Annotated in this window: 4 protein-coding genes; 1 reads left to right on the forward strand and 3 read right to left on the reverse strand. The window is 59.1% G+C overall.

All coding sequences use genetic code 11. The annotated features are described in order from the left end of the window. Positions 1-14: 14 nt before the first annotated feature. The 3 genes from ACRER8_RS17595 to ACRER8_RS17605 form a co-directional block, all read right to left on the reverse strand. Positions 15-1,937 (reverse strand): DUF1302 domain-containing protein, encoded by a 1,923-nt coding sequence (locus tag ACRER8_RS17595; RefSeq protein ID WP_431747499.1) that lies wholly within the window; start codon positions 1,935-1,937, stop codon positions 15-17. 366 nt (positions 1,938-2,303) lie between these two features. Beyond that, a complete protein-coding gene (locus ACRER8_RS17600) occupies positions 2,304-3,980 on the reverse strand; it encodes a fatty acid--CoA ligase (RefSeq protein WP_431747500.1) in 1,677 nt (558 codons plus the stop codon). A 142-nt stretch (positions 3,981-4,122) separates the two neighbouring features. Next, complete coding sequence (locus ACRER8_RS17605; protein ID WP_431747501.1) at positions 4,123-5,325, reverse strand: MFS transporter; 1,203 nt, start codon at positions 5,323-5,325, stop codon at positions 4,123-4,125. 91 nt (positions 5,326-5,416) lie between these two features. Here ACRER8_RS17605 and ACRER8_RS17610 point away from each other — a divergent pair, with 91 nt between their 5' ends. Further along, positions 5,417-6,184 carry an AraC family transcriptional regulator gene (locus tag ACRER8_RS17610; RefSeq protein ID WP_431747502.1) on the forward strand — a complete coding sequence of 256 codons (768 nt, stop codon included), beginning with the start codon at positions 5,417-5,419 and terminating at the stop codon, positions 6,182-6,184. Positions 6,185-6,684: the final 500 nt, after the last annotated feature.

Raw genomic sequence — 6,684 nt, forward strand, 5'->3', positions numbered from 1 at the left:
TTCATGGTCGTTCCTTAGAAGTTCATACCGAAGCTGAGTGCCACGAAATCGCGGTCATCCACCGTGGTGTACTTGCCATCGAAGAAGTTGGTGTAGGAAAGGTTGGCGGTGTAGGTGTTCTGATATTCCGCATCCAGACCCAGACTGATCGCCTTGCGACCTTCTTCGAAGTTACCGCCGGGCCCTGGCGAGTAGCCGTCGACGTCGTGAGACCAGGCCACACTCGGCTTGAGGTTCACGCCGGCGAACACGTTGTTGTAATCCCAGATGGCACGCGCGCGATAACCCCACGAATCGGTCGTGGTGAAACCGTCGTTTTCGCAGTAGCGGCTAAGGTTGTTCTGCGCAGCGCCTGCCAGGGTGCCGGCGTTGAGCGTCTGGCACTGGCCATCGGGCAGCGGTCCCGGACCGTAGCTCGGATCACGCCCGTAACGCAGTTTCGAAGTGCTTTCCAGACCGCCGACGTGGGTCCAGCCCACTTCGCCGACCAGAGTCAAACGCTCGGCCCCCATCACCTGATCGAAAAAGTGGGTGAAGGTGGTCTGCGCCTGGCTGATTTCCTTGCGACGATAGCCTTTCTGGTCGGCACCCGGGGTGCCCTGCAGCAGTGAAACGCTCGGGTTGAGCGGCGACAGGCCGGAATACAGAATGTCGGTCGTGTTGAGTTGCACCGGGGCATTAGGACGGTAGCTGATCTCGCCGCTCCATGCGGTACCGGTAGGGAGCGTGGTGGAGAAGCTCAGACCGAACAGATGAATGTCTTCAGGGTATTCGACGTAGTAACTGGAGTTGCCGGCGACCACCACTGGCAGCAGCGTCGGAGCGAGGCCCGCGGCTACAGCCAGCGGGACACCATTACCCGCCAATCCACCCACCAGACCCGCAGGGCTATAGGCACTGGCCGGGCCGCCCTTGCCGCTGAAAATCGGCAGGCGGCTGTGATAGTTCATGTAATAAGCGCCGAATTCGGTATCCAGCGGTTCGAAGTTGTAGTGCACCGCCAGGCCATACTGGCCGCTGTCGCGCGCATCGCGGTCAGGGCCACGTGCAACGACGGCGCCCTCGTCGGGGTTACCGAAACTCACGCCACGCTGAGCCAGGGTCGCTTGCACCGGCCCACGCAATGCCGCAGGCAAGGCTGCGTTCAGGCTATTGCGGGTGCGCAATACCGCCAGGTTGTTATTGCAACCATCGGCGATCACGTCAGGTTGGGAGAAGAATGTGCCGCAGTTGTCGACGACGGTCTGGTCCCATTCCAGCTGATAGAAGCCTTCTGCCGAGAGATTTTCGGTCAGGCTCTGGGACAGGTAAAACATGTTGACCGGGATCAGGCCTTCCTTGATTTCCGAGCCAGGACGGCGGAACGCCGATACGTCGACCGGGTTGATGCTGTTAATGCCATTCTGGATGAAGGTACTTTCACCCCAGCTGACCACCTGCTTGCCCAGACGCACCGACCCCGGTTCATCGGCAATGGAGTAGTTGTGATAGACGAACGCGTCGAGCAACTGAAAACCTGAAGACTTGGCGCCTTCCTTGCGGCCCGAGTCGCTGATGTCCTTGAACTCGCGGCCCTCATCCTTGAGTTCGAAGTCGTACCAGTATTTACCCCGCAGGAAAACGCCGGTGTCGCCGTATTTGAGTTCAAGGTCGTGAATGCCCTTGAAGATCTTCGAAAAGGTTTCCCCACTTTTGAAGTTCAGGTGGCCGTCGTCGGAGGTTTGCGAAAGACCGTGTCCGCCATTGTTCGAACCGATCAGGTTCTTGTTGGCGTTCTCGGTAGACCAACTGGCGCCTATGGAGAGCGACGAGTCGAAATTCCCTTCGATTTCACCGATGTTGAAACTGACGCCGAATGCAGGACCGGCGAGCGTGGAAGCGAGACTGACGGCCAGAGGCAGTTTTGCCCGGCGCCAGAACAGGTTTGCTGATGTCATCGACGCTACTCCATGTGCTTTATTTTTATGGCAGTGGGTGTTTCCAGAAACGACTCAGGCGGACTGATCCGCAGTGCCTGGTTGTCAACGCCGTTCGAGCAGCCCATGTGAAGCTGCGAAGCGAAACGGCGTTTTTCTCCGGTGCCAACCTACTGCCGACTATAGCCAGCCGGTACTACTGCTTGATCCCTCTAAAGTGTGATTTACAGCGTCAAAGCCTCTAACCCGCCGATTTCGACGAGCTCGCTCGCGCGGCAGAGGGAGGATGGCTGAACTGAGGGATTTGGCAAGGCAGACGTCTGCGCAGAGCCTTCGCGGCACATTGCCATGACCGAAATCAGGGCAATGTGCGCGAAAGAAACGATTTCAGAGGGTCGAGAGAAAGGCGCTGTTAGTGCTTTGCCATTCGATGATGTCCAGGCGGATTCGCTTCTTGTCGAGCTTGCCGACGCTGGTCTTGGGAATTTCGGTAACAAGGGCGATCTGGCTCGGAATCGCCCATTTATTAATGTGTCCCTGTTCCACGAAAGGCTTGAGGTGTTCCTTCAGCACCTTGGCGTCGATCACATGTCCCTCGTGAGCGACCAGCAGCGCGAACGGGCGCTCGCCCCATTGTGGATCGGCGATCCCGACCACGGCCACTTCGCGCACGCCGGGATGACGACTGCACAAGTCTTCCAGTTCCAATGAAGAAACCCACTCGCCGCCCGTCTTGATCACGTCCTTGATGCGATCGCGAATATCAATGCCGCCCATGCTGTCCAGCGTCGCCACGTCACCGGTGTGCAGCCAGCCGCCGGCCCACAGCTCGGCGCCCTTCTGCGGCTCGCGGTAGTAGCTCTCGGTCAGCCACGGCGCACGCAGCACCAACTCGCCCTGGGTTTCGCCATCGGAGGGCAGGAAGTTGCCCTCGCTGTCGACAATGGCGGCCTCGACCAGCACACCCGGGGTACCGGCCTTGATCCGGTACGTAGTGCGCTCGTCTTCGCTGCCCGCCATCAATTCATCGCTCAGATGCGCCACCGACACCAGCGGCCCGGTCTCGGACATGCCATAGGCAGCGGTCAGCTGAATGCCCTTGGCCTTGGCGGCCTCATACAGTGAACGATTGAGCGAGCTGCCGCCGATGATGATGTTCCAGCCCGTGAAATCGACATCCTGGGCCGCCTTGGCGTTGAGCACCATTTGCATGATGGTTGGCACGCAATGGGAGAAGTTCACCTTCTCCTTGCGCCATAGTTCGACCAGCAATTCCGGGTCGTAACGACCAGGGTAGACCTGTTTCACGCCCAGCATGGTAGCCGCATACGGCACGCCCCAGGCATGCACATGAAACATCGGCGTGATCGGCATGTAGACCTTGTCGGTGCCAAGCAAACCCTCGACGCTGCCCATGATCGTAGCGACCGCCAGGGTGTGCAGCACCAGCTGACGGTGTGTGAAGTACACCCCTTTTGGGTTGCCGGTCGTCCCGGTGGTATAGAAAGTGGTTGCCACCGAGTTCTCGTCGAAATCCTCGAACCGGTACTGCGCGCTGGCTGCGGCCAGAAGTGTTTCGTACTCACCCACCAGATTCGGCAAGTCAGCTGTCTTGTCGGGCGTGTCGGTGAGCAGCAGGGTCTTCTCGACCGTGGTCAGCTTGCTGGCGAAGCAATTGTAGAGGGGCACGAACTCGCTGTTGACCAGTACGAACTTGTCCTCAGCGTGGTTCATGGTGTACAGGATCTGATCCGCCGACAAACGCACGTTGATGGTATGAATCACCGCGCCAATCATGGGGATTGCAAACATGCACTCCAGGTAACGATGGCTGTCCCAATCCATGACCGCAACGGTGTCGCCCGCTTTCACGCCCGCCTCGGTCAACACGTTCGCCAGTCTGCAGATTCGCTCGTTCAGCGTCAGATACGAATAGCGTGATTGGTCCCGGTAAACGATTTCCCGCGTTTTTTCATAGCGGCTGCCCGACATCAGCAAGCGTTTGATCAACAGAGGGTACTGGTACGCGCCATCGGCTGGCGGAATCACGCGTGTCTGCAGCATAGGAGTCCCTTTTCAAGGTGCATTGGCGGTGCTGAAAATATGCACTCTAGAGCCTTCACTCGCCACTCAAATCAGCCAAAGGGATGATTCGAATGACGAGCGCCAATGCAGGCATTGCGCCATTTGAGAGGGCAAAACCGTCCTAGGCGAGCTGCGCAGAGCGGTTTTCGGCCGGTGTGCGCGGAAACACAGCTGCGGCAAAAAAGGTCAGCGCGGCGAACCCGGCGAGGATCAGGTAAAGGCCGACAAAGCCATGCCGTGGCTCGACATAGGCGATCAACGGAATAGCCGTGGCGCTGGCGCCGAAGGACAGGAAGTAACGCAGGGCGAAGACCCGGGATTGCCATTGCGGCGCGACGAAGTTGGCGACCATCGCGTCGTTGACCGTGACCTGACCGAACACCACGAACATGAACCCGGCGCCCAGCACGATTACCGGCCAGCTATCGACATAGGCCAAGGCGAACAGCAACGGTGCCTGGCACACGGTCAGAATCACGAACGGCCATTTCAGACTGAAGCGATCGAGAAAGCGGCCGATGGTCAGTTGTGCAATGGCGCCGAAGGCATAAGCCAGGCTGACGATCAGACCGAGGGTTTGCGGTGAGGCGAACAGCTCATGCAGGCGATCCTGAAACAGCTTCGGGTAAGTCATGGTGGTGGCGTTGAACACCACGCCGCCCGTTGCCGTGGCGATAGCTAGCACGGTGAAGACCATGGTCATGGAAATCCGCTGACCAGTCTTGCCTTTAGGGGCCGTGTGCGGACGCAGCGGAATCGGCTCGTCCTTGATTTGCCACGCGAACAACACCCCGATCAGGATCGACACGCTACCCGGCAGAATGAACGCCGAGCGCCAGCCAAATTGCGCCACCAGAAAGCCGGTGAGTAATGCGGAAAACGCCACGCCCAGGTTGCCCCACATGCCATTGACGCCGATTTCGCGACCACGATTCTGTGCGTACGCCACGAGCATCGCGGTGCCGACAGGGTGGTAAATGGCGGCGAAAACGCCTACCAGCGTCATGCCCACGGCGAGCATCGTGGTGCTGGTACTGAGCCCGGTGATGATCGACGCCGCACCGATGCCGAAGAAAAACAGCAGCATCATGTGTCGCCGACTCCAGCGATCCCCGAGCCAGCCTGCGGGTAGCGAACAGGCACCGAAGGCGATGAAGCCGCCCAGTGACAGGCCGATCAATTGCGCGTAGTCCAGCGCGAAGGCCTGGGTCATGCCAAGCACGGCGGCCGGAAAAATAAGCATGAACATGTGGTCGATGACGTGGGCGGCGTTGATGAAATGGATGACCCGTTGCGGGGAATTGGCGCGTCTGGTTTGACTCATGACTCTGCATCCTGAACTTGCAGTGGTTGTGGATGCTCATGCTAAGTTGGCGACAATTTGCATTTCAGACAGAAAAGTCATCGAATCCGTCATGTTGATCAGCCTCTTCAGTCATAGCCCGGTCACCGCACATCCCGTGGATTATCCCGATGGCGCACACCAACCGCGCCACTTACATCCCGAAGCGCAGTTGCTGTACGCGGTCAGCGGCGTGATGCGGTTGATCACCGAAAGCGGCGCGTGGGTGATTCCACCGAGCCGCGCGGTGTGGATTCCACCGATGGTCCAGCACGAAATCTTCATGTCGGGTGAGGTGTTGATGCGCTCGCTGTTCATCGGCGCCGAGCATTGTCCGTCGGGCTTGAACAAATGCTGTGTGCTGGCCGTGACGCCGCTGCTGCGCGAACTGATCGTGAGGGCCACTCGAGGGCCTGAGCACGCGGCCAATCCGTTGATCCAGCGCTTGATGCTCGAAGAGGTCGCGTGCCTGGAAAATCTGCCGCTGCACATCCCCATGCCCCGCGACCGGCGTTTGCAAGGCATCTGCGCAGCCCTGCTCAAGACCCCGGATCACGCCAACACCCTGGAGGACTGGGCGCAGCAGGTGGGGGCCAGTTCCCGCACGCTGACCCGGCTGTTCAATCAGGAGCTGGGCGTGAGTTTCAATGCGTGGCGCCAGCAAGTGCGACTGATGGAGGCACTGCCGAGATTGCTGGAAGGGGAAAGTGTGCAGCGGGTGGCGAACGACCTGGGCTATGGCAGCGCCCGTGCATTCAGCGCGATGTTCAGGCGCTTGTTGGGGGAAAGCCCGCGAGAGTATCTGGCGGCGTTGCGGCAGTTGAGTGAGTTGAAGCGCTAGGCCGTCACTGGTCACTGGGGATCAAACTGTGGGAGAACGAATTCATTCGCGATGGGATCGTAAGGCCGATGGGGATCTACCGAATGTACCGGCCAATCGCGAATAAATTCGCTCCCACAGAGGAATTGTGTCGAACCAGATAGGCGGTGCACAGCGAGAACCCTACGGCAGCAGGCGGCGCACAGCCTCCCCCGTGGGAGCGAATTCATTCGCGAAGCGGTATTCCAGGCGACACGTCTTTGACGGATGTATACGCCAATCGCGAATAAATTCGCTCCCACAGAGGAATTGTGTCGAACCAGATAGGCCGTGCACAGCGAGAACCCTACGGAGTAGGCGGTGCCCAGCAAACCCTGTGGGAGCGAATTCATTCGCGAAGCGGTATTCCAAGCCACACTCTTCGACGGATGTATGCGCCAATCGCGAATAAATTCGCTCCCACAGAGGAATTGTGTCGAACCAGATAGGCGGTGCACAGCGAGAACCCTACGGCAGTAGGC

The organism is Pseudomonas sp. (assembly GCF_050739935.1).
In the GTDB taxonomy this organism is placed as follows: domain Bacteria; phylum Pseudomonadota; class Gammaproteobacteria; order Pseudomonadales; family Pseudomonadaceae; genus Aquipseudomonas.